Source organism: Pseudoxanthomonas suwonensis 11-1 (assembly GCF_000185965.1).
GTDB classification, from domain to species: Bacteria; Pseudomonadota; Gammaproteobacteria; order Xanthomonadales; family Xanthomonadaceae; genus Pseudoxanthomonas; species Pseudoxanthomonas suwonensis_A.
Map to the genome: position 1 here is coordinate 2,780,093 of NC_014924.1, position 24,996 is coordinate 2,805,088.

Sequence of the window (24,996 nt, forward strand, 5' to 3'; positions counted from 1 at the left end):
AGACGCTGGTTTCACGGCCAGACTGCTATCCAAGACGCCATGACCACCACCACCTGCCTGCCCCCTGTCGCTCCCGCGGCCCGTGTCCCGGCCGCGGTCGTCCCGGCGGCCACTACGGCCAGCGACGAGCCGCCGCCGTTCAACGTGCCGCTGACCCTGCTGGCCGAGGCCGACGGCCGGACCGACATCCTCCACGGGTTCCACGACCTCCACGGGTTCCACGACGGCGAGGCCTGGTACGCCTACGACCTGCCGTCCCAGGGCCAGTGGCGTGTGGTTGCGTGGCAGGCGGGCTACCGCTGGCCGCCAGGCCTGCCCGATGGCGTGCGCCTGTCGCGTCCGGCGCCGCTGTATGCGGCCTGCGGCCTGCTGCCCTGAGGCAGGCTGGAAGCAGGCGCGCGGAAGATTGGTGCCGCTTGTCCGAATCGAACGGACGACCTACGGTTTACAAGACCGTTGCTCTACCAACTGAGCTAAAGCGGCAGGGGCGGCGATTCTAGCGCAGCCGCTCAGCTGCCGGTGCCGCGCACCCGGCTGCAGTTGATCGCGCGGGCGTCGCCCGCGACCTGGCGGACCTTCGCTTCCTCGGTGGTGGCCAGCAACAGCCACCAGCGCGGCGGCTGGCCGCGTCCCATCTCGCGCAGCTCGGCCGGGAATCCCAGCTGCTGCATCGCGGCCACGCGACGCTCGGCCATGTCGCGGTTGCGGAAGGTGCCCAGCGCCACGGCGTTGGCTTCGGCACCCTGCTGCAGCACCAGCATGTCGTTGAAGCCGGCCTCCTGCAGGCGGGCCACGGTCGCCTGGGCCGCCTCGCGGCTGGCCACCGGCGGCAGCAGCACGCGGTACATCTCGGCCTCGCCCGCGTCCTCCTCCAGGCGCGAACGTTGCAGCAGTGCGCCCAGGCGCGACTGCAGCGCGGCGGCCTCGTCGCGACCGGCGAACGGACCGGTGCGCAGGCAGACGGTCGCAGGCGCGGCTGGCACGGGTGCTGCCAGTGCGGTGCCAGGGGCGGGGGCAGGCGCGGAGGCCGCTGCGGGCACCGGGGCGGGTGCGGGGCGCGATCCGGGATCCAGCGTGCGCACCAGCTCCAGGGTGGCCACGCCGGCCGGCGGTTGCGGGACCGCGGGCGCGGCCGGCTCGGGGCGCAGCAGCCACCAGGTGGCGACGCCGAGATTGAGGACGGCGAGCAGGACGATGAGGGCGCGGACGATCATGACCCCGATTCTAGGGGAGCGCGCCGGCGCGCGGCCGGCCGCCGGTCAGCGCGAGGCGTCCGCTTCGCCGGCCCAGATCGCCAGGCCTTCCAGCACCAGCGACGGACGCAGCCGTGCCTGCGGCAACAGGGGTGCCAGTGCCTCGGCGCCACCGCCGTGCAGCAGAAGCGCCGGGTCGCGGCCCAGCAGCTGCCTGCCCTGTTCCAGCGAACGCAGCACCAGGGCCACGGCGGCACCGTCGCAGCCGGAGGCCAGGGCGTCGTCGGTATCGTCGGCGAATTCGCGGTATTGCCCGCCCTGCGCCGGCAGCTGCGCGGCACGCGCGTGCAGGATCTCGCGCATCAGCGTCGGCGAGGGCGCGATGCGGCCGCCGTGGTGGCGCCCGCTGGCATCGAGCAGGTCGATGGTCAGCGCGGTGCCGATCCCGGCCAGCAGCACGTCGCCGCCGTCCTTGTGCGCGGCCAGCAGGGCCAGGAAGCGGTCCACGCCGAAACGCTGCGGCTGCGGATAGGCCACCTGCACCCCGGCGCACCCGGCCTGGCTGCGGGCGACATGGACCTCGTCGAAGTTCGCGTGCAGCCGCTCCAGCACCGCCGCGGTCAGGGCCTGGCTGGCGACGCTGGCGACGAAGGCGCGGCGCCCGCGCGGCACCGGCGCCTGGTGGATGTCCTCGCCATGCGGCCAGGCCTGCACCTGCCCAGGCGCACCGCCGCTCCACGGCGCGGCCTTGAAGCGCGAGTTGCCGAGATCGAACAGCCAGTCGCTCATTGCCGCCTCACGCTCACTTCGCCGGCGTGTACCCGGCGCTCGCCGTCACCGGTGGAGACGCGCAGGGCGCCGTCGGGGGCCAGGCCAAGCGCGCGCCCCTCGAAATCGCCGCGGCTGTCCAGCACCCGCACCGGATGCCCGGCCAGCGCGTCCAGTGCCGCATAGCGCGGCAGGAACGGCGCCAGGCCCTCCCTGTCGAACAGTTCCAGCGCCTGCAGCAGCGCGTCCAGCACGGCGATGGCCACCGCGTTGCGCGAAGGCACGCGGCCGCCGCCCAGCCGGCCCAGGTCGGTCCAGGGCTGGTCGATATCGTCCGTCGGGCCGAGGTCGACGTTGATGCCGATGCCGATCACCGCGTGCACCGGGCCGCCGTGCTCGCCGCCGCCTTCCACCAGCAGGCCGGCCAGCTTGAGGCCGCCGGCGACCAGGTCGTTGGGCCACTTCAGGCCCACCATCGGATAGCCGCAGGCACGCAGGGCCTCGGCCACCGCGACGCCGGCCACCAGGCTCAGGCCGCCCAGCCGGGCCAGGCCGCCCTGGAAGCCGCGCCGTACCGACATGCAGACCTGCCCACCCAGCGGCGACACCCAGCGCCGGCCGAGGCGGCCGCGGCCGGCGTTCTGGCGCTCGGCCAGCAGGACCTCGGTGCCGGCCTGCAGCGGACGCCGCAGCAGCTCGGTGTTGGTCGAATCCAGGCTCCAGGCCACGTCCAGCGCGTGCAGGCCGGAAGCGGCTGCAGGCGAGAGGCCTGCGCGCAGGCGCACCGGGTCGAGCAGTTCCAGCGGGGCGTCCAGCACGTAGCCACGGCCCGGGCGGGCTTCGATCCGCGCACCGGCCGCGCGCAGTCCCTCGATCCGCTTCCAGACCGCCGCGCGGGTGATGCCCGCGTCGCGCGCCAGTGCGTCGCCCGAGCCCCCCCCCGCTGCCAGCCGCCGCAGCAGCTCCCGATCGTCCACAACCGCTCCATCCATCCTGCAAGGGCGGGATTATCCGGCATCGGCGGCCGCCGCGCCCGTTGCGCGGGGCGGTTCCGCGTTATATTCGACGCCTTGCCGGCCGTCCGGAACGACCCATGCGCCGTTACCTCACGCTCCTGCTGCTGACCTGCCCCACCCTGTGCCTGGCCGCGCCCGGAGTCCCGGAACCGGACCAGAAGCAGGGCGCCTGCGTATACGCCCGCCCGGCCGCGACCGTGGCCGAGCGCGCTGGCGAGGAAGCCCCGCAGGCGCGTCCGGCGGTACCGCCGGTGGCCCGCACCACTCCGCGCCAGGCGACGTCCGGCGGCGGTGGCGGCGATGCCTCCGACGCGGTCGTGCCGCGCGCCCGCAGTGGCCGCTGGCACAGCTTCCTGCCGGGTATGTTCCGCTGATCTCCAGGCTTTCGCGCTGGCTGCGCATCGGCGCGGCACCCATCGACGACGACCTCTGGCAGCAGGCCTGCCAGGCCCTGCCGTGGGCACGCAGGCTCGACGACGCGCGCCTGGCCCGGCTGCGCGGACTGGCCGCGCGTTTCCTGCACGAGAAGACCATCACCCCGCTGGGCGGGCTGGAGCTGGCGGACGGCGACCGGGTGCTGCTGGCGGCGCTGTGCTGCCTGCCGCTGCTGGAGTTCGGCGAGCAGGGCCTGCGCGGCTGGTCGCAGCTGCTCGTCTATCCCGACGCGTTCCGCGTGCGCCGCAGCCACGTGGATGCCGCCGGCGTGCTGCACGAATGGGACGACGAGCTGGCCGGCGAGGCCTGGGACCACGGCCCGCTGGTGCTGTCCTGGGCCGACGTCCGCGCCGACCTCGAGGAGCCGGACGCCGGCTACTGCGTGGCCGTGCACGAGATGGCGCACAAGCTGGACGTGCTCGACGGCGAACTGGACGGCACCCCGCCCCTGCCCGGCGCCTGGCACCGGCAGTGGGCACGCGATTTCCAGCGCGCGTACGACGCCTTCTGCGCGCAGGTAGACGCCGGCGCCGAAACCGCGATCGATCCCTACGCGGCCGAGGCACCGGAAGAGTTCTTCGCGGTGGCCACCGAGTACCACTTCTCCGCGCCCGCGCTGCTCGAGGAAGAGATGCCGGAAGTGGCGGCGCACCTGGCCCGCTTCTACGGCCCCTCGCCCCTGCGCACCGCGTAGCCCCTAACAGCTTGTTGAAATTCTCCCGCGCCAGAGCTTGCTTTCAAGCCCTCTGTTTGCGATATCGACCTCAGCCATAGTGGAGGGCGTGGGATGCGCGGTGCAGACGTCACTCAGGAATCGTTGTTCACGGTCGCCAAGCTCGCCGACTTCGTCCCGGCGGACCATCCGCTCCGATCCATTCGGGAGCTGGCCGATGAGGCGCTCAGGCGCATGAGCGGCCTGTTTTCGGCGCTGTACGCCGATACCGGCCGCGCCTCCATCGCGCCGGAGAAACTGATGCGGGCGCAGCTGCTGCAGCTGTTCTACTCGATCCGGAGCGAGCGGATGCTGATGGAGCAGCTCCACTACAACCTGCTGTTCCGCTGGTTCGTCGGTATCGCGATCGACGAGCCGGTCTGGGATCACTCCGTGTTCTCGAAGAACCGGGATCGCTTGAACGGAAACGAGGTGGCGAGCGAGTTTCTGGCCGAGGTGGTGCGGTTGGCGGAAAAGCGGGGCCTGATGTCGGACGAGCATTTCTCGGTCGACGGCACGCTGCTGCAGGCGTGGGCCTCGCACAAGAGCTTCCGTCCCAAGGATGGGACGCCGAAGGACCCACCGGGTGGTGGGCATCGCAACGCCCAGCCTGATTTCAAGGGTCAGAAGCGTCGCAACGACACGCACGAATCGGCCAGCGATCCGGACGCCAGGCTTTACCGCAAGGGCAATACCGGGGCGCAGCTGAGCTACCAGGCCCATGTGCTCATGGAGCATCGCAGCGGCCTGGTGCGTGCAGCGTGTGTCACGCAGGCCAGCGGCCATGGTGAGCGTGACGCGGCGTTGGCGATGCTTGGTTCGCTGCGCGGCCGACGACGGCGCACGCTGGCCGCGGACAAGGGGTACGACACGGCGGACTTCGTCGCGGGCTGTCGGGCCATGGGTATCACCCCGCACGTTGCGCAGAACACCTCGCACCGCCGCAGCGCCATCGATGGCCGCACTACCCGACACGCCGGGTATGCGATCAGCCTGCGGACGCGCGCCTGGATCGAAACGCACTTCGGATGGCTCAAGGCGGCTGCCGGAATGCGTCAGGTCAAGCAGCGCGGCCTTACGAAGGTCGAGGCGCTGTTTCAGCTGGCGATGGCGGCGAGCAACCTCGTCCGCCTGCCGAAGCTGATCGCCGCGGGGGCCGCGTGATGGCGGCCCCGGCGGGGAAGGTGCGCCTGGAAGCCCGAAAGCGGGCTTGTTTCAGAGCGCGGGACGCGCTTGCGGAGCGCTTGAGCAGCGAGAAATCCGCGCTGCCGACCGAGTCGGGGGCTTCGCCGGGTCGAATTTCAACAGGCTGCTAAGCCCGCAAAGCGAAGCGCATCCGGGCCACGCGCTTACGAATCCCGAATCCCGAATCCCGAATCCCGAATCACCAATCCCGAATCCCGGCCGTCAAAGCCCCGGCGGCAGCGTCACTTCGAACCGGGCGCCGCCCAGTTCCTGGGAACGGGTGACCTGCAGCTCGCCGCGGTAGTCGCGTACCAGGTCCTGCACGATGGACAGGCCGATGCCGTGGCCCTGCACCCGCTCGTCGCCGCGCACGCCACGCTGCAGCACCTTGGCCACGTCCTCCGGGGCGATGCCGGGACCGTCGTCGTCCACCGCCAGCAGCAGGCCGGCACGGCGGTTGGGCGAGGTCACAGGGCCCGGGCGCGCGGTCAGCACCACGCGGTGCTTGGCCCACTTGAAGGCGTTCTCCAGCAGGTTGCCCAGCAGCTCCTGCAGGTCGCCGGCCTCGCCGTAGAAGCGGGCGTCGGCGGCGATGTCGAACTCGCACAGCACGCCCTTGCGCGTGTAGACCTTCTCCAGCCCGCGCACGATCTCCTCGGCGGTGGACTCGATCGGCACCGGTGCCGAGAACAGCTTGTGGCCACCGGAGGCGGCGCGCGCCAGCTGGTAGGAGACCAGGTCGTTCATGCGCCGCAGCTGGGTATCCAGTTCCTGGCGCAGTGGCGTGTCCGCGGCACCGGAGTCGAGCTGGGTACGCAGCACCGCCAGCGGGGTCTTCAGGCTGTGGGCCAGGTCGGCCAGGGTGTTGCGCTGGCGCTCGAGGTTCTCGCGCTCCGAATCGATCAGCGCGTTGATGCTCTCGGTCAGCGGTTCCAGCTCGCGCGGGTGGTGGCCGCTCATGCGCTGCAGCTGGCCGCGCTGGACCCTGGTCAGCTCGGTGATCACCCGCTGCAGCGGGCGCAGGCTCCACTGCAGGATCACCGCCTGCAGCAGCAGCAGGATCAGGCCGGCGCTGCCGAGGTTCATCCACAGCGCGCCGCGGAACACGCGGACCTGGGCATCCAGGGTCTGCGTGTCCTCCATGACGTAGATGGTGTACGGGAATTCGGCGTCCGGCCCGCGCTCGCCCCAGACCAGGCCGATGCCGTAGCGGTAGACCTCGCCGCGGCTGCCGTCGATCTGGGTGACCGGCAGCGGCCCCTCGAAGCGTTCCTCGCGCGGGTTGAGGGTGGCCTCGCCCTCCGGCAGCAGCGGGCCCTCGGCCGACATCGAGGCCCAGCGCCCGTCAGGCAGCACGACCTCGGCGTAGAGGCCGCTGCCGGGGCGGTGGAAACGGGGATCGGGGCCGACCTCGGGGGTGTACAGCGAACCGTCGCGGCCGAAATCGATGTTGTCCGCGTACGCCATGGCGTAGGCCTTCAGCCGCTGGCGCAGGTTGTTCTGCGCGGTCTCGGCGAAGGAGCGGTCCAGGGCGACGCCGGCCAGCATCAGGAATGCGACCAGGCCGATGGAGGCCGCCATCAGCTGGCGGGCCTTCAGCGATCGCGGCCGCCAGGGGCGGAACCGGGGCCTGTTGCTCCCTTCCACGAGACCCCGCTAGCGCGGCTCAGCCGTCGGTGCGCGGGATCGCGAAGCGGTAGCCGCGGCCACGCACGGTCTCGATCGGCTTGAGCTCGCCTTCCGGATCCAGCTTCTTGCGCAGGCGGCCGATGAAGACCTCGAGCACGTTGGAGTCGCGGTCGAAGTCCTGCTGGTAGATGTGCTCGGTGAGGTCGGCCTTCGAGACCAGCTCGCCGGCGTGCATCATCAGGTACTCGAGGACCTTGTACTCGTAGCTGGTCAGGTCGACGTTGCTGCCGCTGACGGTGACCGTCTGCGCGGCGAGGTCCAGCGCGACCGGGCCGCACTCCAGCACCGGCTTGCTCCAGCCCGCGGCGCGGCGCACCAGCGCGTTCAGGCGCGCCAGCAGCTCTTCGACGTGGAACGGCTTGACCAGGTAGTCGTCGGCGCCCTGCTTGAGGCCCTCGACCTTGTCCTGCCAGCTCGAGCGGGCGGTGAGGATCAGCACCGGGAAGTTCTTGCCCTCGTCGCGCAGCGCCTTGATCAGCTCCATGCCCGACATCTTGGGCAGGCCCAGGTCAATGATCGCCACGTCGAACGGGACCTCGCGTCCCATGTAGAGGCCTTCCTCGCCATCCTGCGCGGCATCAACCGCGAAGCCCTCGCGCTTGAGGCGGGCGGCGAGGGTCTCCCGCAGCGGGGCCTCGTCTTCGACCAGAAGGATTCGCATGCACTCTCCCTGAGTTGCAGTCAGTAGGTTGCCGGCAGCTGCCGGCTCCCCATGGTCCAGCGGTTTTAGTGATCGTCGCGTCGCGACGACCTGCGGCTGCGTTCGCCAGGACCGGGGTCATCCATATAGCGGACCCGGCCGCGATCGTCCATGTACTTCACGCGGGTGATGTTGCGGCCCTCGTACGGGACCAGCTCGGCGCCGAGGATCTGGCCGCCGGTGGAACGCTGCACCCAGCGCACCGCCTCGGAAACGCTGCGACGCGATTGGCGCGCCTCCGCGTTGGCATGGGGCTCGCGCGACACCGGCCGCTCGCCATGGGGCGCGGGCCGTTCGCCGCGGGGGACCGGACGTTCGCCACGGGGCGGGCCGCCGCGCTCGCCGATTCCCGGCCCGGCCACGGTCGGCTGGGCAGCTGCCAGGACCGGCAGGCCAGCCAGCAGGAGGACGGTGAGGAGACGGCGCGAGGCAGACATCATTGCAATCCTAACGAACGGCGCGGGTCTTTCATACGGCCTGCACACGCGGGACTGCATGTGCGGCCAAGGCCCTTGGCTGGACTGGCATGGTCGTTAGAAGGCGGTGAATCCGGTCTGAACTTATCCACACCCTCGGCGGGCGCCGTTCAGCCACGAAAACCACTGGTTTTCAGGCCTCCGCGGGAAACGGACCCCGATCAGCCGGCGGCCAGCGCCCCGGCGGTGGCGTCCAGGGCCTGCTCGACCAGGTCCCAGCCGGCGCCCGGGCGGTGGGCGCCCTCGCTGAGCACCTGGCGGAACAGGCGCCCGCCCGGCTGGCCGTGGAACAGGCCCAGGACGTGGCGGGTGATGTGCTTGAGCGCCAGCCCGGAGGCCAGCTGCGCCTCCACGTAGGGGCGCAGCCGGCGCAGCAGGCTTGCCCGGTCGGCCAGCTCGCCGCCGTACAGGGCCACGTCCAGGCGGTGCAGCAGGTAGGGGTCGTGGTAGGCCGCGCGGCCCAGCATCACCCCGTCCACGTGGGCCAGCTGCTCGTGGACCTGGGCCTCGGATGCAATCCCGCCGTTGACCAGGATCTCCAGCCCCGGGCGCTCGCGCTTGAGCCGCCAGGCCCAGTCGTAGCGCAGCGGCGGGACCTCGCGGTTCTCCTTGGGCGAGAGCCCCTGCAGCCAGGCGTTGCGGGCGTGGACCACGAAAGTCCGGCAGCCGGCGGCGGCGACCGCGTCGATGAAGGCCGCGAAGCGCTCGTACTCGTGGTCCTCGTCCACGCCCAGGCGGCATTTCACCGTGACCGGGACATTGCGGCCGCTGGCCGCGGCGCCCTCGATCATCGCCGCCACGCACTCGGCCACCAGGCTCGGCTCGCGCATCAGGCAGGCACCAAAGCGCCCCGCCTGGACCCGGTCCGAGGGGCAGCCGCAGTTGAGGTTGACCTCGTCGTAGCCCCACTCGGCGCCGATGCGGGTGGCATTGGCCAGCGCCCCGGGCTCGCTGCCGCCCAGCTGCAGGGCGACCGGGTGCTCGACCGGATCGAAGCCCAGCAGCCGCCCGCGGTCGCCCAGGACCACGGCGTTGGCGTGGACCATCTCCGTGTACAGCCTCGCATGCGGCGCCAGCAGGCGGTGGAACACCCGGCAGTGGCGGTCCGTCCAGTCCATCATCGGGGCGACGGACAGGCGGGCGGAGGCGGCGTAGGAGGCGGGGACGGCAGGCATGGCAAGAACCGGCGGGGGGCGGGGATTGTCCCCCATCCCCCGCGGCTTGCCCAACCGGATGGCTGAACGGCGCCGGCGTCGACAGTCGCCCCCGCACCCGGCCGGCCCACGGAATACCGGCCGGGTGCGGGACCGCGCTGCCCACCCTGCCCGCTACCAGCGGTACTCGATGCTGGCCGAGTAGAAGCCGCCGTCGGCCGAGACCGGGCCATTGACCGGATACGAGTAGTACTGGCCCGGCTGGGTCAGGACCGCCGGCAGCCTGTCGGGCAGCTGGTTGAACAGGTTGCTGGCGGTCACCGCCAGGCGCAGGTGGTCGTTGAGCTGGAAGCCGATGTCCAGGTCGGTGATCCAGACCGGGTCGAGGGTGTAGGCCACCTCCTCCGAGGCCGGGCGGCCGACCGGGACGCCGTAGCGCTCCAGCGAGCCGTAGCGGGTGAACCGCAGCAGGGTGCTCCAGCGGCCCAGCTCCCAGTCGGCGCTGAGGATCTGCTTGCTCTTGGGTGACAGCAGCAGCAACAGGTTGGAGTTGCCGCGGCTGAACACCGGCACGTCGTAGTCGGCCAGCACCGCCGGCGTGGGCGCCACGCTGCGCAGCTCGCCGCGGGTCCAGTTGCCGGCGGCGGTCCAGCGTACCGAGCCGAAGCGGCCCAGGTCGCTGGAAGCCTCGAACGTCGCCTCCACGCCCTCGTTGCGGGTATTGGCCGCGTTGAGCAGGTAGGAGACCGCGTCGGCGCGCCCGTAGCCCAGCGACTGCAGCAGCGGCAGCGCACCGGGATAGCTGTCGCCGGAGATCGAGGTGGAGGTGGCGATGCGGTTGTCCACGTCGATCCGGTACACGTCCAGCGCCGCGCTGGCGCCGTCCCAGGGCTGGAACACCAGGCCGATGCTGTAATTTTCCGACTCCTCCGGTCTCAGCGGCCGCGCGCCCAGCGCCTGGGCCTGCGGCGAGCCCACCTGCAGGGTGTAGGTCACGCCGGCCGGCGAGTTCTGGGTGAACTTGTGCGCCTGGGCGGCCAGTGCCGGCGCCTGGAAACCGGTGCTGGCGGTGCCGCGCAGCGCCCAGCGCCGGCCCAGCTCCACGCGCGAGGACAGGCGCCAGGTCGAGGCGGTGCCGAAATCCTCGTAGTCCTCGTGGCGGGCGGCCAGGTCCACGGTCCAGCGCTCCACCGGGTTGAGGGACAGGCCGGCGTACACCGCCCAGTTGTCGCGCCCGACCTCGACCGCGTCGTCTGGGCTGAAGCCGGCCAGCGCCTGCGAGTAGCCCACCGCGCGGCTGTACGGCTTGCCGGCGTTGGGGCCGTCCAGGATCAGCCCGCCGCCGTGGGTGTAGGACTGCGGATCGCCGGCCCACTTGCGGTAATCCTCCTGGCGCGCCTCCGCGCCCAGCGACAGTTCCAGCGGACTGGCCAGGCCGACCTCGAAGCCGCGGCGCAGGTCCAGGTTCCAGGTGGTGGCCGCGTAGCGCACCTTGCCCAGGTAGAAGCTGGTCTGGCTGTCCAGGCCGAAGGTCGGGTTGATGGAGTCGTGGATATAGGCGCGGATCGCGTCCTGGCCGTGGGTCACGCTGGTTTCCCACTGCCAGTCGCCGGCCAGGCTGCCGCGCAGGCCGATGGTGCCGCCCACGCTCTGCTCGCGGATCTCCTCCTTCGGCTGGAAGCCGTCCGGATGGATCACGCGCACCACATCGTCGCGCCACACCGGGCGGAAGAACTGCGGCGCCCAGGCCTGGCGGCGGGCGTGGTTGAAGAACGCGAACAGCTCGGTCGATTCGCCCAGCGGCGTACCGGCATTCGCGGTGAAGCCGCGCAGCTCGGACTTGCGCCGGCCGTTGATCGGCCAGCGCCACCTGCCGCGGTCGACCTCGTGTTCGCGCGGGTCCAGCGTGGCGCCTTCCGGGATCTGCGGCCGCCACACCGAGCCTGTGGGCACCACCGGGTTGCCGTCGGCATCGCGCAGGAAGAACAGCGGATAGTCCAGCGGCACGTCGGTGCTGGTGATGGTCGGGTCCTGGTCGTCGTACTGGATCGCGAAGTTGATGTAGCCCTCCTGGCCCAGGCCGAACCCCGCCCTGGCGGTGAGCGTGTGCAGCTCGCCCTCGCCGCCGTCGTTGACGCCGTAGCGGTAGGCCACCTCCCCGCCCTCGGCCTGCTGGCTGGTGATGATGTTGACCACGCCGGCGATGGCGTCCGAGCCGTAGATCGCCGAGGCACCATCGCGCAGCACCTCGAGGCGCTGGATCGCACCGGTCGGGAAGGTGGCCAGGTCCACCGGCGCCTGGCCGGTAAGACCGCCGGCGCCGAACAGCGCGGTGGTATGCCAGCGCTTGCCGTTGACCAGGACCAGGGTGTGGTTGGGACTGAGGCCGCGCAGCTGGCCGACGCGGATCATGCTGCCCAGGTCCGAGGCATTGGCCCGCACGGGGGTGTTCCAGGCCGGCAGGGTGTTGTTGAGCGCCTCGAACAGGTCGGTGCGGGTGGTGCTTTCCAGTTCCTGGGCGCTGATCACGTCGATCGGCGCCGGGCTGTTCTCGATGGTGCGGCCGGTGGCACGCGCGCCGGTCACGGTCAGGCGGTCGAGGGTGGTGGCCACGCCGCTGCCGCTGGCATCCGGCTCGATCTTGGTTTCGGCGTGGGCTGGCGGCAGGAAGAGAAGCGCAGTGATCGAAAGGGCCAGTGCGCTGGCCCGGGGGAGCTTGTTCATTGGGGGCATCCGTGGGGGTGGGCCGTGGCGCCTGGGAGGGGAGCGGCGCCACGGCCCGTCAAAGGGGAGGAAGTGGTCAGCCCTGTGCGGCAGCCTCGGCGGCGCGCAACGCGCGCAGGAAGTTGCCGCCCCAGATCGCGGCGACCTGCTCGCGGGTGTAGCCGCGGCGCAGCAGCTCGGCGGTGACGTTGGCCGCGTCGGCCTCGCTGTCGAAGCCCTCGACGCCGGCGCCGTGGTCGAAGTCGGTGCCGATGCCCACGTGCTCCACGCCGATGCGCCTGGCGATGTAGTCGATGTGGTCGACCAGGTCGGACAGCGTGGCCGGCTGCTCGTTCTTCTTCAGCGCGTCGAGGAAGCGGTCGCGCGTGGCGGTGTCGAGCGCCTCGGATCCCTCGTTGGCGACCGTGAACTGCGCCGGCAGCCCGACCTCGCTGCGCAGTTGGCCGATGCGCTCGCGCCAGGCGTCGTCGGGCCCGCGCAGGTACGGCTTGAACGGCGTCACCAGCACCACCCCGCCCTTGGCCTTGACCAGGTCCAGTTCCTCGTCGGAGAGGTTGCGGCCGTTGTCCACCAGCGCGCGGGCATTGGAATGGGTGGCCACCACCGGCGCGCGACTCAGCTCCAGCACCTGCTTCACCCCGGCGGGGGTGAGCTGGGAGACGTCGATCAGCACGCCGAGATCGTTGAAGCGCGCCACCGCCTGGCGGCCGAGTTCGCTCAGGCCGCCATGGCGTTCGGCCACCCCGTCCTGCGGACGCGAGGAATCGGCGAAGGCGTTGTGCCCGGCATGGGTCAGCCCGGCCACGCGCACGCCGGCCTGGTGGAAGCGGTCGAACGCGGCCAGGTCGGTGCCGAGGATGCGCGCGTTCTGGAAGCCCAGCAGCACCGCGACCTTGCCCTCGCCATGCAGGCGCTCGACGTCGCCGGCGCTGCGCGCCAGTTCGGCCTGGCCGTTGGAGCCGGCGATCCACTCCTGCACCGCCGCCAGTTTGGCGTCGGCATCCTGCCTGGCCTTGGCCAGGCCCTGGGCATCCTCCGGGCCGGGGCCGACCGCGATCGAGAACACGATCGCGTCCACCCCACCCTGGCGCACGCGCTCGAAGCTGGTGCGCTTGCCGTCGCCTTCCAGCCAGTAGCGCTTCGGCGTATCGGGCAGCAGCACGTCGGCATGGCCATCGAGCACCAGCACCTCGCGGTGGACCGCGGCCGGGCCGGCGGAGGCGGTAGCGCCGGGGGACTGGCCAGGCGCGGCGGTGGGCTCCGGGTTGGCGTTCTTCTCGCCGCAGGCGGCCACCGCCAGCGACAGGACCAGGGCGGCGATGGTGCGGGACAGCGGCAGCGGGCGATGCAGGTGCAGTGCGGACATGGGGATTCCCGTGGAGAGGTTTCAGGCAAGGCGATCCCGTGGCTGCCCGCGGCGGGCAACCAGGACGAGCACCAGGGCATGGGGCGCGGCGCGCCCGGGTCAGTGCGTCGGCGCGTGCGCGCGGCTACATCGCGCTTGGGCTGCCGGGACCTGCAGCAAGGCGCGTGGCAGGAACGTAGGCATCAACGTGCGGCCGTGCCCGCGTAGGGATCGGGTTCGGCCAGCAGCTCGTCCAGCAGGGCGTTGAACCTGGCCACGTACTGCTCGTAATACTCGCCGGTCACGGTGCCGGTATAGCCGGTGTAGATCTCGCGGACCTCGCCTCTGCGGTCGATGATGATCGTGGTCGGGAACGCGGCCATGTAGTTCAGGCCCCGCAACCGTTCGGTGGCGAGTTTCTTGTCGGCCAGGCCGCCGTAGACGATGTCGTAGCGGATGTCGAAGAAGTCGCGGAACCGGCCCAGGCGCTGCTGGAAGTACTCGAAGCTGTCCTCCTGCTCGAAGGCCACGGCGATGGCCTCCACGCCGCGCTGCTGGTTCTGCCGGAACCACGGCGCCAGGAACTGTGTCTGGTCGGTGCAGTTCGGGCACCAGGTGCCGATCACCTCGACGATCACCACCTTGCCGCGGTACTTGTCGTCCCTCAGCGAGACCGGACGGCCCTGCAGGTCGGGGAAGCTGAAGTCCAGGGTGCGCTGGCCGTCCTTGAGGTAGGTCAGGCGGTAGGGATCGGGCAGCTCCACCTCGTCGCTGCGGTGGCCCTCGAACTTGGCCACGTTGTAGATGCCGAAGTTGATCGCACCCTGGATCTGGCCGTCCTCGATGGTGCCGCGGATCAGCACCGGGCTGGGGCCGCTGAAGTGCGACAGCCAGAAGCGGTCGCCCTGCACCACGCCTTCCAGCTCGCGGGTGTCGCCGACCACGGTCATGAACACCCCGGTCAGGCGCGTGCCTTCCTGCTTCAGCAGCGCGACCTGGTTCTGGCCGGCACTGCGGTCACGGTTGAGGATGGCCCACTTGCCGTCGAGGCTGGCCTCGCTGCCGATGTCCCTGCCGGGCTGCACGAAGCGCCACTCCCGGCCGTGCTCGGCGACGAAGGCCAGGTCGTTGGCGCCGTTGCGCCTGGGCACCAGGTCCCGGTAGTGGCCCACCAGGCGCCTGCCGCCGGAACCCTCCTCCACCCGTGCCTCAAGCGCGGCGTCATAGGTGTTCATCAGCGCGCGGATGCTGCCGTCGGGCTGGCGCTCCACCACGAAGTGGTCGCGGCGGCTGCCGTTGATCAGGGTCAGGCGCGGAGCTTCACTGTCCAGCCCGGTGAGTTCGAAGTTGAACGGCAACACCTCGCCATTGACGGCGAATTCGCCGCGCCAGCGCCCTTCCGCCGGCTGCGGCGCGGCGGCCAGCGCCTGCGCGGCGCACAGCGCCAGCATCAGGCCAAGGCCGTGGCGGAGGATGGAGCGGTAGGCGTGGCGCATGTCGATTCCCGTGACGGAGGTCGGGCAGCGGGCGGGGTCATGGGCGCGGCGGAACGCGACCTCTGGCTGCCCTGCGAATGTAGGCAGCGCGTGCCGGCGCCTCCAGATGCCAGGGACCTGAAAGTGATGACGATTGCTCCACAGGACATGAGGCGGCGGCATTGGAGTGGCTGGCGGGAGCCGTGCCTCCGGGGGGCGGGAACTGCGGCCCGACATCCCGCCGTCGTCCCGGCGCGCTTCCAGCAGACGAATGCCTGGTCACGCGGGCTCCAGTGCCTTTCGCTCCCATGGCATTGATCCCGGCGATCGGCAGCGCTCGCGGATTGGAAGCGCTGCAGCACCGGAAGTTGCCGGGTCCCGGCCTGCGCCGGGCCGACGGGGGTCGGGTCTACTGGGCGCGGTTACCGCGGCCGTGGCTGTCGGGCAACGGCGCCGGATGGCCCAGGCGAGCTACTGCCGCCCGCTTTCCACGAACTCGCGTTCGCGCTGCTGCAGGGCGCGGCGCAGGGCGGCGTCGGGTTGCAGGTCGCGGCCCCAGCGGCGGTAGCTGTCGGCCATCGACAGGCGCAGCGCGTAATGCGGATCTGCCGCGTTTTCCGCGCGCAGTTCGGCCACCACCCCGGTCCAGCCGCCTTGCCTGCCCAGCCGTGCGCGGGCACGCACCACGCTGCGGCAGTCGCTCTGCAACGCGCGGGCGAGGAAGCAGGCGTACCAGGCGTCGCCGGCGTTCCAGCCGGGCTGGGCGAGCAGGCCACGCACATAGGCGCGCGAGGCGCCGGCGTAGCGCTCCACCTCGGCGGCGAAGGTTTCCGGATAGGTGGAGGCGTAGCGGTCGATATCGGCCAGCTGGCGGTCGAGCCAGGCATCGCCGGTGTCGTAGTGCGGGCGTTCGGACGCCTCGCTTGCCGGCCCAGGCGAGGCCTGCGCGTGGGCGGTGGGCAACACGCCCATGCCCAGGCAGGCGGCCAGCAGCAGGATCGGCAGCGTGGTGCGACTCATGGCCCCATTGTGCCGCGAGGGCGCCACCGCGCGAACCCGGCGGGCCATGGGCTCAGCCGGCCGCCACATCCGCCACGATCCCGGCGATGGCTTCGGGGAGTTCCGCCGCGCTGGCCACGGTCCGCACGCGCGGGTGTTCCTCGGCCAGGCCGTGCTCGGCCTCGTGCGCCCAGGTGATGGCATAGGGCACGTGCACGCCCCAGCCGCCCAGGCGCACCACCGGTTCGATGTCCGAGCGCAGCGAGTTGCCGACCATCACGAACTGCTGCGGCTCGATCCCGAACTCGGCCAGCACCCGCGCATAGGTGGGCGGATCCTTCTCGGACACGATCTCGATGCGCGGGAACAGGTCAGCCAGTCCGGAGCGGGCGATCTTGTCCTCCTGGTGGAACAGGTCGCCCTTGGTCACCAGCACCACCGGCCAGCGCGCGGCCACGGCCTCGACCGCCTCGCGGATGCCGTGCAGCAGTTCGACCGGATGGCCCAGGGTGTCGCGGCCGATGTCCACCACCTGCTGCAGGTCGCGGGCGGAGATGCGGGCATCGGTCAGCTCGATGGCGGCCTCGATCATCGACAGGGTCATGCCCTTTACGCCGTAGCCGAACACCTTGAGGTTGCGGCGCTCGACCTCGAGCAGGTGGCGCAGGGTGCGTGCGTCGTGCAGGTCGATGTAGCGGCCGATGATCTCCTCGTAGCGCTTCTCCGCGGCGCGGTAGTAGTCCTCGCTGCGCCACAGGGTGTCGTCGCCGTCGAAGCCGACCAGGCGGATGTCTTGCATGGGAGGTCCTGTGCGCGGGCGCCGTCACGGCGGGCGTGCAGGATAGCGCGGGCCGGGCCGGCACGAAAAAGGGAAGCGGGCCGTAGCCCGCTTCCCTGGTCACTGCCATGGTCCAGCCTGGCTGAGGCTGTTACGGCGTGGCGCTGCCGCCCTGCTGCTGGTTCTGGATGAAGGTGCGGTACTCCTCGGCGGTCAGTTCGCCGTCGCCGTCGGTATCAGCGGTGGCGAACACGCCCGAGAGCGCGGCATGGGCCTTGGCCTCGTCGCGGCTGATGCTGCCGTTGCCGTCCTTGTCCAGGTCGGCCCAGCTCTGGCCCTGGCCGCTGCCGGACTGCGGTGCCTGCGTGGCGGCGGGGGTGCCACCCTGGGTCGGGGCCGGCTGGCCGGTGGGCTCGGTGCTCTGCGCGAACGCCAGCGGCGCGGCGGCAATCATTCCCAGGAACAGCAGGCCGGTCGGGGTGCGGGTGTTGAGCTTCTTCATGTAGGCGTACTCCGTCGGTGGAAGACGTGACTGCTTGCTGCAGAACACGAGTGCACCTTGCGCCGCTCGCGATGAACCGGAACGCGGCCGAGACCAGGCATCAAACATCGCTTTAACCACCCGCGCGCCGCGGCGTTGTAGCCGCTGGTTAGGGATCCGTGTGGACGGAGTTACATGCGCCTTGGAACGTGCGCCATGCCGCGCTTATGCGGCCTGGTCCGGGCCGTTTCCAGCATCGTGCGGGGCATTCCGGTGGCTGAACAGCCACCAGCCCAGGACCGCGCCGGAGACCGCACCGATCACTTCCAGCATCACCCGGGTGCCGAGGTTGTCGGCGTCGTGGATGCCCTGCAGCGCCAGGCGCGCGTACAGAGGCGACTCCAGCTTGACCATGCCGATGTAGAACAGGTTCCAGGTGTCCAGGCCCGCGGCGATCACGGTGGCGATCACCGCGCCCCAGCCGAGCTGGTGCCCGATCTGCATCCCGGTGCGCCGCCCCAGCCACGACCACAGCCCATACACCAGCACGCCGATGAGGAAGGCGATCAGGCCGGCTTCGAGGCAGCCAAGCAGGCCGGTATGCAGGGGCAGGTTCATCGGACGGGCAGGACCTTGGGGCAAATGGCCGACAAGTCTAGCCGCCACGCGCGTCCGGCGTTCAGTCCCCGCCCTCGCGCCTCGCTGCCAGCGAGGCCTGGCCCCCGGCGTCCACGGCCACGTCCAGCAGGATCGGCTGGCAGCAGACCTGGCAGTCCTCCACGTACTGCTGGTCGCCGGCGCCGGCATCGACCGCGGTGTCGAACGACTCGCCGCACCACGGGCACTGCACGGTCAGCCACTCTTCCATCACATACCTCCGCCATGCGTCCTTCAGCGCACCGGCACGTCGTAGGCGGTGCACGGATCCGGCTCGGGCTGGAAGGTGTAATGCCACCACTCCTGCGGGTAGTTGCGGAAACCCCGCGCCTCCATCGCCGCAAGCAGGCGCTCGCGGTTGGCCTGCTGCTCCGCGCCCACCGGCGCGCCGGTATGCGCAGCCGGGTCGAAGAAGTCGAACGGCGTGCCCATGGACAGCGGCTCGCAGCCGGCATCGCTGCAACGGACCAGGGTCAGGTCCACGGTGGCGCCGCGGCTGTGGCCGGAGGTATCGGCGATGTAGCCGGGCACCAGGCTGTGCTTGTCCACCCGCGGATACCAGCGGGCCTTCTGCCGCGGATCGTCGGGCTCTTCGGCCCAGTCCATGAACGCCTCCACCGCGGTCACCGGGCGGTAGCAGTCGTAGACCAGCAGGCCCAGCCCTTCGGCCTGCAGGTCCAGCTGCACCTGGGCGAGGGCCCCGGCCACCTGCGGCAGCAGCAGGCAGGCGTCGGCCTCGTAGCCGGGCACGGGGGCGCCAGTGAAGTTGTTGGGGCCGGAGTAGCGCGCCTCGACCCGGATGCCGGGCCCCAGCGTGCGCACCTCGGCCAGCCCGGCCTCCGCGGCCGTCTCCGCCGGCGACACCTGCACCTCGCAGGCCATGGCGGCCGGCGCCAGCAGCAGGAGTGCCAGCAGGCGGGAGCGCATGCGGCGGGCCTCAGGGGCAGGCGCGCGCATGGACGAAGGCGAGGTCCTGGTAGTCATAGCTGAAGTCCGCTTCCGGATCGACCTTGGACAGGCGCAGGGTACCGCCCCTGCGCTCCGGCGGGTGCAGCCAGGCCTCCGCGTCGACGCCATCGTCGTCCCAGTCCACCAGCCAGTCCCCGCCCACCCGCATCAGTCGTCCGCGCATGCGTGGCGAGCGCGCCGAGGCGAAACCGATGCCGTCCCCGCGCGGGCACAGCGCCACCTCGCCGAACCAGGGATCGCGCCACACGCCCAGCAGCCCGGCAGCTTCGCGGCGGGTGGCGGGACGGCGCGAGCCGGTGTCGGGCAGCGGCTCGGCCTCGCGCCGCAGCGACCGCTCCTGGTCCAGCAGCGCGGCGTAGTGGGCCACGTCCAGCTTCGGGTCGGGGCGGGTGTAGCGCTTGGCCAGCACCTGGCCGAGCACGGTACGCGCGTCCTCGGCCTCGCCATTGATGAGGATCACGATGCCGGTGCGCAGGTCCGGCAGCAGGATCACCGAGGAATACATCCCGGACAGGGTGCCGGTATGGGCAACCTTCCAGTGGCCGTCCACGTCGGACAGGCGCCAGCCATGGCCGTAGGCGTGGAAGTGGCTGTTGTCCCATTCGCGCATGCGCACGCCGACCGGCATCGGCATGTGGCCGGTCCACGCCGCGCGGCGCTGCTCCGGCGACAGCCAGGGATGGGCTGGATCCAGCCAGGCGCCGATCCAGCGCAGCATGTCGTCCAGGCTGCAGCGGATGCCGCCGGCGGCCATCGAAGTGATGTCGGGGACCTCGCCGCGCTCCGCATCGCGCGCGACGTTGCGCCCGTCCACCCGCCGGTGCGGGCGCGCGATCGGCCCGGCCTCGTCGACGTTCCAGCTGCCGACGCGGCAGCCCTGCATTCCCAGCGGCGCGAACACCTGCTCGCGCACCAGGTCGGCGTAGGGCTTGCCACCCGCGGCCGCGGCGACCTCGCCCGCCACCACGTACAGCAGGTTGTCGTAGGCATAGCCGGAACGGAAGCTGGTCACCGGCTGCAGGTGCGCCAGGCCGGCGATGATGTCGGCGCGGGTGAAGTCGTTGGGCTCCGGCCACAGCATCAGGTCGCCGGCCCCCAGGCCCAGGCCGCTGTTGTGCACCAGCAGGTCGCGCACCTGCATGTGCCGGGTCACCCACGGATCGTGCATCCGGAACCGCGGCAGGTGCCTGGTGACCGGGTCGTCCCAGCGCAGCCTGCCCTGGTCGGCCAGCCGGGCCAGCACCGCCGCGGTCATGGCCTTGCTGTTGGAGGCGATCCTGAACAGCGCGTCCGGCGTCACCGGCTCGCCGCTGCCGGCGGCCAGTTCGCCGCGGGTGACCACCGCCGCGACCTTGCCGTCCTCGACCACGCCGACGGCGATGCCCGGCAGGTCGTAGCGCGCGACCGCCTGGTCGACGGCCTGTTCGACGAAGGCCTGGGCTGGCGCCGGCTGCGACGCCATCGCCGGGATGCAAAAAAAAGCGGCCGCCAGGGCAGCCGCAGGAGGGAGGAAGCGGGACATCGTGTGCTCCTGGGCCAGGCCCGCCCGGATGGACGGGCCCGGCACCGGTACATCAGAAGTTCCAGGTGACCAGCAGCTGGGCGTAGCGCGGCGACTGCCAGCGGGTGCCGGTGCCGAAGGTCGGGCGGTAGTCGCCCGGCTGCTTCTCGTAGCGGGCGCGCACGTTGATCACTTCCTGGTCGTTGAGCAGGTTGTAGACCGACAGGCGCACCTTCAGGTCGGTGCTCTCCACCGGCAGCTGCCAGGTCACGCTGGCGCCGACGTCGTAGATCCACGGCATGCGGCCGAAGGCGCCGCGCGGCGAGTACTCGTACTGGCGCTCGCCATTGGGCGCGTTGCAGTTGGCCACGCAGATCCAGCCGGTGCCGCCGCCGCTGCCCTCGCTGGTGTAGCTGGCGACCGAATCCTCGCCCGGCCAGGAGGTGCCGAAGGCGGTGATCGGGCCACCGGACATGGCGGTCACGGTGCCGCCGAACAGCCACTGCTCGTTGAGGCGGTAGCTGCCACGCAGCTTGACCTGGTGGCGGTGGTCGTTGAACAGGTCGCCGTAGCGCTGGTTGTTGGCCGGGTGGTCCCAGTGCTGGACCATGCCGGTATCGCCGTAGTTGGTGTCGGAGTTGACCGGGCCCTCGTGGTTGCCCGACAGCTTGGACCACAGGTAGGAGGCGTTGAACGCCCACTTGTCGTCCCAGGCGCGGTCGATCTGGAACTCCACGCCCTTGTATGTCCGCTCCGGCTTGAAGTAGCCGATGACCTGGTTGCTGCCGGCCATCATGTAGCCCTCGCGCGAGGTGTCGATCGTCACCCAGCCGTCCTGGGCGCAGCCCATGTCGGTGGTGCCCCACAGGGTGACCTTCTCGCCCGGGTTGGCGATCGGCCACAGGTTGCCGTGGCGCACGCCGCACAGGGCGTTGATGCGCATGTCGTCCACCGCGTGGGTCATGTCGCGGTAGGTGGCGTTGACGCCCCAGGACCAGGCCTGGTTGATCATGCTCTGGAAGCCGAGGATGAACTCGTCCTGGTACATCGCCTCCAGGTCGCGGTCCACGCTCTGGCGCAGGTCGCCGACGCCGATGTTCATGTCGTCGTCGACGCGGCCGATCTGCGCGCCCAGCACCGGGTTCATGTAGGCCGCGCCGGTGACCGGGTTGGTCGCCGGGGACCAGCCCTCCAGCACGTAGTAGGTGTATTCGTCGACCAGGCCGCCGGCGAAGGTGTAGTTGATGATGTTGTTGACCGGCAGGTAGTAGCGGCCGGCGTTGCCGAACAGCTTGGTGCGGCCGTCGCCGCGCACGTCCCAGGAGAAGCCGATGCGCGGGGACACCAGGTCGTCGAGCTTGATGAAGCTCGAACCGGTGGCGGTCTTGTAGTCCAGGCTGTCCACGCGCACGCCGAGGTTCAGCAGCAGGTTCGGGGTGACGCTCCAGTTGTCCTCGATGTACCAGGCATTGGCATCGGTATCGAACACGCCGCCGTCGCGGCGCTCGCGGCCCATGGCAACCTCGGTCACGCCGGCCGGCACGGTGGCGCCATTGCCCAGCACCGCGCCCGGCGTGTAGGAGTAGATGGTGAAGCGCTGCGCCGTCGGGCCCGGGTAGAAGGTCGTGCGGTCGGTGGTCATGGTCTCGGTGTCCAGGCCGAACCGCAGCAGGTGGTCGCCGAGGGTCCACTCGAAGTCCAGGCGGCCGACCTCGCGCTCGTCATGGTGGTCGACCACCGACGCCGAGGAGCTGGGATGGCAGCTGACCAGCGGCCGGCCCATGTCGTTGTAGATCGCGTTGTAGCTGGAATTGATGATCACCTGCGCGCACTGCTCGTCCGACGGCGAGGTGACCACGCTCTTGCTGCGGTTGGTGCCGTACATCGCCTTGGCGACGAAGTTCTCGCCGAAGCGGCCGGTCCAGGTGAGCGAACCGCTCTTGCCGCCGCTTTCGGAGGTGCTCACGCCGCTGAGCGCACCGCGCTCGCGGCCATCCCAGTCGTAGCCGTAGGTGGTGGTGTCGGTCTCGGCCTCGTCGGAGAAGGCCAGCAGCTCCAGCAGGTGGTTCTCGTTGATGTTCCAGTCGAGCTTGGCGCCCCAGAAGCCGTTGTTGGCGTCGCCCTTGTTCCAGCTGGCGCCGGAGCTGAGGGTGTAGCCGGAGTCGACCTTCTGCTGCTCGTACATGGCGAAAATGAACAGCTTGTCGCGGACCAGCGGGCCGGACGCCCAGGCATTGCCCTTGATCAGGTCGCGCTCGTCGCGGCTGGAGCGGTAATCCACCGGCACCGGGTTGCCGGCGCCGTCCACGTCGTAGAAGCGGTGGTCGTCGGCCTTGGAACGGAAGGCCTCCGGCTCGAAGGTGAACTCGACGCCGCCCTTGAGCTCGTTGGTACCCGAGCGGGTCACCGCGTTGATCACGCCGCCGGTGCTGCGGCCGAACTCCACCGAGTAGCCGCCGGTCTTGATCTGGAACTGGTCGAAGAAGGCGAACGGCGCGCTGGAGAAGCTCTGCCGGCGGTAGAAGTCGGTGACGTTGAGGCCGTTGATGTAGACCGAGTTCTCGGCGATCGACGAGCCGCCGAAGGAAATGCCGCCCAGCGAGGAATTACCGCCGATCACGCCCGGCGCCAGCATCGCCACCGAGGCCAGGTCCGGGGCCACCGGCAGGCGCCCGATCTCCTCGCGGTTGACGTTGGTCGCCGTCTCGATCGAGAACACGTCGACGCGGTTGACCACGCGCGACCCGACCACCTCGATCGTATCCAGGTTGGCCACGGCACCGTCGCTGCCGAGGTTGACCGAGGTCGTGCCACCCAGCGACACGCTGACCTCGACCGGCGCGCCTACCGGCTGGCCATCGCGCAGCACCTGCAGGCGGTAGTTGCCGACCGGCAGCTGGCTCAGGCGGTAGCTGCCGTCGTTGCCGGCAGTGACGGTACGGCTCAGGCCGGTCTGCTCGCTGGTCAGCACCAGCTGGTCGCCGGCAGCCGCGCGTCCGGCCACCGCGCCGGTCGCGCTCTGCGCCATCGCCAGCGGAGCCATGCTGCCCATGCACGCGCCCAGCGCAACGGCCAGGGCCGCCTTCCTCAGGATCCTGCTGTTCATCCCCGTGTCTCTCCCACAGTGGTGTTGGTGTGTTCCCCGCCCGTCCGTCCGCCGTCAGGCGGCAGCATCCGCCACTGGAACCGGTAGTCCCACTGGTCGAAATAGAGGTTCCCGCCGCGCCATTCGGCCTCGCCACGCTGCGAGTCCACGGTCTCGGAGCGGAAGTGGGTCTTGGCGGGCACGAAGTCGCGGGCGTAGTCGTCGTTGAAGGCGATGCGGTAGGCGTCCAGGCCGCCCAGGTAGAACCAGCGCAGCGCCGGGTCGTCGCTTTCCAGCCGGCCGGTGGTCACGTCCATCGGCAGCCAGCCGTAGGGGGCCAGGTACAGCCAGCCCCAGTCATGCATGTTGTCGTAGCCGACGTCCTCGTCGGAGTAGGTCCAGCCGGACTGCCAGCGCGCGGGAATGCCGTTGAGCCGCAGCAGGCTGACCAGCAGCAGCGTCTGCTGGCCGCAGTCGGCATGGCCGGCACCGAGGGCGTAGTCGCTGATGTTGGAGATGGTCGAGTACTCGCGCGCGCCGGCCCAGGGAATCCGGTCCACGGCCGCGAACAGCTTCTGCGCGATCCGGTACGGGTTGGTCTCCCCGCCCACCACCTGTCGCGAGAACGCACGCAGCCGCGGGGTGAACACCACGTGCGGCGCGCGCTCGGCCAGGTACGGCGCCAGCGCCGGGTCGTCGCGCTCCACCGGCACCACCTTGTCCGGGTCGACCGGGACATGCCGGGCATGCACGGTCAGCTCGTAGGTGATGGAGAACGCGGTCGGCTTGCCGGCCTCCGCCTTGCCTTCCAGGTAGACCGTGCGCATCGGTGCGTCTTCCGGCGCGACCTGGCCGCCGGCCGGCGAGGTGCCGACCAGGTGGATGCCTTCCTGCTGCCCGGGTATCGCCCGCGGATACGGGATCCAGGCACGTATCGTCTCGCCCGCGGGCACCGCGTCGGCATCGACCACCAGCGACTGGGTCACCTCCAGCCGGCGCGGAGCCACGCTGGTGGCACCGGAGGCCGCTGCGGCCAGCACTTCGGCATGGTGCGGATGCAGGCGTTCGAACGGACCTTCGCTAAATGGCTTCACCGGCGGTGCGCGGCGTGCCGCGGCCTCGGGACTGAGCCGGAACAGGTTGGACACCGCGCGCTTGAACCAGCGGCGCTCCCCGTCGATGTCCATGTGTTCGACCAGCCCGGCGGCATCCCAGGCCTCGAACTCGGCCTCGCGCAGGTCCGGCACCTGCCGCCGCAACTGCGCCAGCACGGCTTCGCGGTCGAGGCTGAAGTCCAGGCGGATGCGGCGCATGCGCTCGCGTTCGAACTCCAGCGCGCGGCGCTCCCCGGCCCCCATGCCGTCCGTGGCCAGCCGCGCGGCGATGCGCGACTCGGCCTCGGCGAAGCGTCCCGCGTCGACCGCGGCAACCACCTGCGGCAGGTCGTCCGGGGTGGCGGCCATCGCGCTCCCCAGCACGAGGCCCAGCAGCAGCCCGGCGCCAGCGAGAGGCAAGCGCCCGCCGCGGACCTGGGTCCGCGCTTTGGCGAGTGCCGCTGGTTGGCGAAAGCTGGCTTCCACGACGACACTTCCCGCGTGCGGTGGTGTTGCCGATGTAACACGCGCTGCGGGCCGGGTCAATAATTTATTCTTGA

At 70.9% G+C, this 24,996-nt stretch carries 23 protein-coding genes and 1 tRNA gene; 4 read left to right on the forward strand and 20 right to left on the reverse strand.

The genetic code is table 11. From position 1 onward, the window contains the following. Window positions 1-39: 39 nt before the first annotated feature. On the forward strand, window positions 40-378 hold the full coding sequence (locus PSESU_RS12700) for a hypothetical protein (protein WP_013536190.1): 339 nt from the start codon (window positions 40-42) through the stop codon (window positions 376-378). Between the two features lie 29 nt (window positions 379-407). On the opposite strand, the gene PSESU_RS12705 is transcribed toward PSESU_RS12700, so the two are convergent. From PSESU_RS12705 to PSESU_RS12720, 4 genes are all read right to left on the reverse strand, one after another. Next, window positions 408-483 (reverse strand) — tRNA-Thr (locus tag PSESU_RS12705). 26 nt (window positions 484-509) lie between these two features. After that, window positions 510-1,214: an SPOR domain-containing protein gene (locus tag PSESU_RS12710; protein ID WP_013536191.1), complete on the reverse strand. Its 705-nt coding sequence runs from the start codon at window positions 1,212-1,214 to the stop codon at window positions 510-512. A 45-nt stretch (window positions 1,215-1,259) separates the two neighbouring features. Next, entirely contained in the window at window positions 1,260-1,982 is a 723-nt protein-coding gene (locus PSESU_RS12715; protein WP_013536192.1) for a type III pantothenate kinase, read from the reverse strand. Then, window positions 1,979-2,953 carry a biotin--[acetyl-CoA-carboxylase] ligase gene (locus tag PSESU_RS12720; RefSeq protein WP_013536193.1) on the reverse strand — a complete coding sequence of 325 codons (975 nt, stop codon included), beginning with the start codon at window positions 2,951-2,953 and terminating at the stop codon, window positions 1,979-1,981. Before PSESU_RS12720 ends, PSESU_RS12715 begins: the two co-directional genes overlap by 4 nt. Before the next feature lie 101 nt (window positions 2,954-3,054). Here PSESU_RS12720 and PSESU_RS12725 point away from each other — a divergent pair, with 101 nt between their 5' ends. From PSESU_RS12725 to PSESU_RS12735, 3 genes are all read left to right on the forward strand, one after another. Then, on the forward strand, window positions 3,055-3,351 hold the full coding sequence (locus PSESU_RS12725; protein ID WP_013536194.1) for a hypothetical protein: 297 nt from the start codon (window positions 3,055-3,057) through the stop codon (window positions 3,349-3,351). Beyond that, window positions 3,318-4,106, forward strand: a complete 789-nt coding sequence (locus PSESU_RS12730) for a zinc-dependent peptidase (RefSeq protein WP_013536195.1) — start codon at window positions 3,318-3,320, stop codon at window positions 4,104-4,106. The genes PSESU_RS12725 and PSESU_RS12730 overlap by 34 nt, the downstream gene beginning before the upstream one ends. A gap of 93 nt (window positions 4,107-4,199) precedes the next feature. After that, window positions 4,200-5,288 (forward strand): IS5 family transposase, encoded by a 1,089-nt coding sequence (locus PSESU_RS12735; protein WP_013535305.1) that lies wholly within the window; start codon window positions 4,200-4,202, stop codon window positions 5,286-5,288. A 243-nt stretch (window positions 5,289-5,531) separates the two neighbouring features. Here PSESU_RS12735 and PSESU_RS12740 read toward each other — a convergent pair whose 3' ends face one another. From PSESU_RS12740 to PSESU_RS12815, 16 genes are all read right to left on the reverse strand, one after another. After that, entirely contained in the window at window positions 5,532-6,890 is a 1,359-nt protein-coding gene (locus tag PSESU_RS12740; protein ID WP_233275224.1) for an ATP-binding protein, read from the reverse strand. Window positions 6,891-6,975: 85 nt separating this feature from the next. After that, the gene (locus PSESU_RS12745) at window positions 6,976-7,659 is read right to left on the reverse strand and encodes a response regulator transcription factor (RefSeq protein ID WP_013536197.1); all 684 of its coding nucleotides are present in this window, start codon (window positions 7,657-7,659) and stop codon (window positions 6,976-6,978) included. A gap of 65 nt (window positions 7,660-7,724) precedes the next feature. Beyond that, a complete protein-coding gene (locus tag PSESU_RS15765) occupies window positions 7,725-7,964 on the reverse strand; it encodes a hypothetical protein (RefSeq protein ID WP_049782457.1) in 240 nt (79 codons plus the stop codon). A gap of 371 nt (window positions 7,965-8,335) precedes the next feature. Continuing rightward, window positions 8,336-9,349 carry a tRNA dihydrouridine(20/20a) synthase DusA gene (gene dusA, locus PSESU_RS12755; RefSeq protein WP_013536199.1) on the reverse strand — a complete coding sequence of 338 codons (1,014 nt, stop codon included), beginning with the start codon at window positions 9,347-9,349 and terminating at the stop codon, window positions 8,336-8,338. A gap of 153 nt (window positions 9,350-9,502) precedes the next feature. After that, window positions 9,503-12,052 carry a TonB-dependent receptor plug domain-containing protein gene (locus PSESU_RS12760; protein ID WP_013536200.1) on the reverse strand — a complete coding sequence of 850 codons (2,550 nt, stop codon included), beginning with the start codon at window positions 12,050-12,052 and terminating at the stop codon, window positions 9,503-9,505. Between the two features lie 76 nt (window positions 12,053-12,128). After that, window positions 12,129-13,418: a dipeptidase gene (locus PSESU_RS12765; RefSeq protein ID WP_013536201.1), complete on the reverse strand. Its 1,290-nt coding sequence runs from the start codon at window positions 13,416-13,418 to the stop codon at window positions 12,129-12,131. A gap of 182 nt (window positions 13,419-13,600) precedes the next feature. Continuing rightward, window positions 13,601-14,893, reverse strand: a complete 1,293-nt coding sequence (locus tag PSESU_RS12770) for a peroxiredoxin family protein (protein WP_013536202.1) — start codon at window positions 14,891-14,893, stop codon at window positions 13,601-13,603. 450 nt (window positions 14,894-15,343) lie between these two features. After that, complete coding sequence (locus tag PSESU_RS12775; protein WP_013536203.1) at window positions 15,344-15,892, reverse strand: hypothetical protein; 549 nt, start codon at window positions 15,890-15,892, stop codon at window positions 15,344-15,346. 52 nt (window positions 15,893-15,944) lie between these two features. After that, a complete protein-coding gene (locus PSESU_RS12780; protein WP_013536204.1) occupies window positions 15,945-16,670 on the reverse strand; it encodes an HAD family hydrolase in 726 nt (241 codons plus the stop codon). 130 nt (window positions 16,671-16,800) lie between these two features. Next, window positions 16,801-17,151, reverse strand: a complete 351-nt coding sequence (locus PSESU_RS12785) for an EF-hand domain-containing protein (protein ID WP_013536205.1) — start codon at window positions 17,149-17,151, stop codon at window positions 16,801-16,803. 204 nt (window positions 17,152-17,355) lie between these two features. Then, window positions 17,356-17,748 (reverse strand): hypothetical protein, encoded by a 393-nt coding sequence (locus tag PSESU_RS12790; RefSeq protein WP_013536206.1) that lies wholly within the window; start codon window positions 17,746-17,748, stop codon window positions 17,356-17,358. 61 nt (window positions 17,749-17,809) lie between these two features. Beyond that, a complete protein-coding gene (locus tag PSESU_RS12795; protein ID WP_013536207.1) occupies window positions 17,810-17,998 on the reverse strand; it encodes a CPXCG motif-containing cysteine-rich protein in 189 nt (62 codons plus the stop codon). 23 nt (window positions 17,999-18,021) lie between these two features. Continuing rightward, the gene (locus PSESU_RS12800) at window positions 18,022-18,714 is read right to left on the reverse strand and encodes a M15 family metallopeptidase (protein WP_013536208.1); all 693 of its coding nucleotides are present in this window, start codon (window positions 18,712-18,714) and stop codon (window positions 18,022-18,024) included. A 10-nt stretch (window positions 18,715-18,724) separates the two neighbouring features. Continuing rightward, window positions 18,725-20,278, reverse strand: coding sequence for a serine hydrolase domain-containing protein (locus PSESU_RS12805; protein ID WP_013536209.1), 1,554 nt, complete (start codon window positions 20,276-20,278; stop codon window positions 18,725-18,727). A 52-nt stretch (window positions 20,279-20,330) separates the two neighbouring features. Further along, window positions 20,331-23,363, reverse strand: a complete 3,033-nt coding sequence (locus PSESU_RS12810; protein ID WP_013536210.1) for a TonB-dependent receptor — start codon at window positions 23,361-23,363, stop codon at window positions 20,331-20,333. Continuing rightward, window positions 23,360-24,805 (reverse strand): transglutaminase-like domain-containing protein, encoded by a 1,446-nt coding sequence (locus tag PSESU_RS12815; protein WP_013536211.1) that lies wholly within the window; start codon window positions 24,803-24,805, stop codon window positions 23,360-23,362. Before PSESU_RS12815 ends, PSESU_RS12810 begins: the two co-directional genes overlap by 4 nt. Window positions 24,806-24,996: the final 191 nt, after the last annotated feature.